This window comes from Antarctobacter heliothermus, assembly GCF_900188425.1.
Taxonomy (GTDB): Bacteria; Pseudomonadota; Alphaproteobacteria; order Rhodobacterales; family Rhodobacteraceae; genus Antarctobacter; species Antarctobacter heliothermus.
On the sequence record NZ_FZON01000151.1, the window covers coordinates 1 to 1,326 of the forward strand.

1 protein-coding gene is annotated in these 1,326 nt (G+C 54.4%); it reads left to right on the forward strand.

Annotation, left to right across the window (positions count from 1 at the left end; genetic code table 11):
• Positions 1-87: 87 nt before the first annotated feature.
• The gene (locus CHB90_RS25985; protein ID WP_089280571.1) at positions 88-1,107 is read left to right on the forward strand and encodes an IS110 family RNA-guided transposase; all 1,020 of its coding nucleotides are present in this window, start codon (positions 88-90) and stop codon (positions 1,105-1,107) included.
• Positions 1,108-1,326: the final 219 nt, after the last annotated feature.

A 1,326-nucleotide genomic window follows, 5' to 3' on the forward strand; every position in this document is an offset into this window, starting at 1 on the left:
CGGATGGGGTGGATAGCTCCTGCTCCAACCGGCGTCGCAATGCGCCATACTGCAGTTGTCTATCACTGCTAGGAAAGGAGCTACCCAATGCAAGTTACAACAGTGGGCATTGATCTGGCCAAACATGTTTTTCAGGTCCACGGAATTACCAGGGATGGTCAAGTTGTCTTCAATCGAGCAATCCGCCGAGCACAACTCATGCAGTTTTTCACCAATCTGGAACCCTGTCTGATCGGCATGGAGGCTTGCGGATCCAGTCATTACTGGGCGCGAGAACTCAGCAAACTTGGGCATGATGTTCGCCTGATCCCAGCCAATTATGTAAAACCCTACGTCAAACGCGGCAAGTCCGACGCCAACGATGCTGAAGCCATCTGCGAAGCAGTGACGCGCCCGACGATGCGGTTTGTTGCGCCCAAGTCCGAGGAACAGCAAGCCGTCCTCTTCCTGCATCGCGCGCGCGATTTGATTGTCAGGCAGCGAACGCAATTGAGCAACATGCTTCGCAGTTTGCTTGCCGAATTTGGCGTCATCATTCCACAAGGGACTGGGGCCGCGGTCAAATATGCAAAGGGTGTTTTGGAGGGCGAAAAACCAGCTCTTCCTGAGTTCGCACGAGATGTCTTGAGGCAACTTAGCCACCAACTTGTTGCGATGCACTTGCGCTTCCGCTGGTACGAGATGCGCATGCGGCTGCATTCCAAACTGGACAAACGCGTGATGTTGCTCCGCACAATCCCTGGCGTTGGCCCAGTGACCGCTTCGGCCCTTGTCGCAACTGTCGGCGACGCAAAGCAATTTAAGAATGGCCGACAGTTTGCTGCCTGGTTAGGTCTCACACCGCTAAACTTATCCAGTGGCGGAAAAGAACGCCTGGGGCGGATCACGAAAATGGGCGACCGCTACATCCGACGTCTTCTGGTGACTGGCATGACAGCACGATTGCGGCAAATGAAAGTGAACCCTGATCGTGTAGATCCATGGGCTATAGGCCTACTGGAACGAAAGCCTGCTCGACTGGCGACCGTCGCAATGGCGAACAAGACCGCACGAATAGTTTGGGCAGTGCTGACCAAGAACGAATACTATCGGCCCCACGCAGCCTAAAGAAAGGAAAAGGAACACCCGAGACAGCAAGACCATTGAAATGATGGCGCACAGTCAGCCCGCCAACCAAGACAACCCGTCGAATGTCCAGGACACAATGTTGTTCGATAAGCCGTTTGGGACTTGGTCGCGGAAACCATCAGGGCCAGCGGCTACGAGTGCCGCGCGAACAGGCCGGACACACGTCTGCTTCTGACCAGTGCAAAATCACTCAAAAAA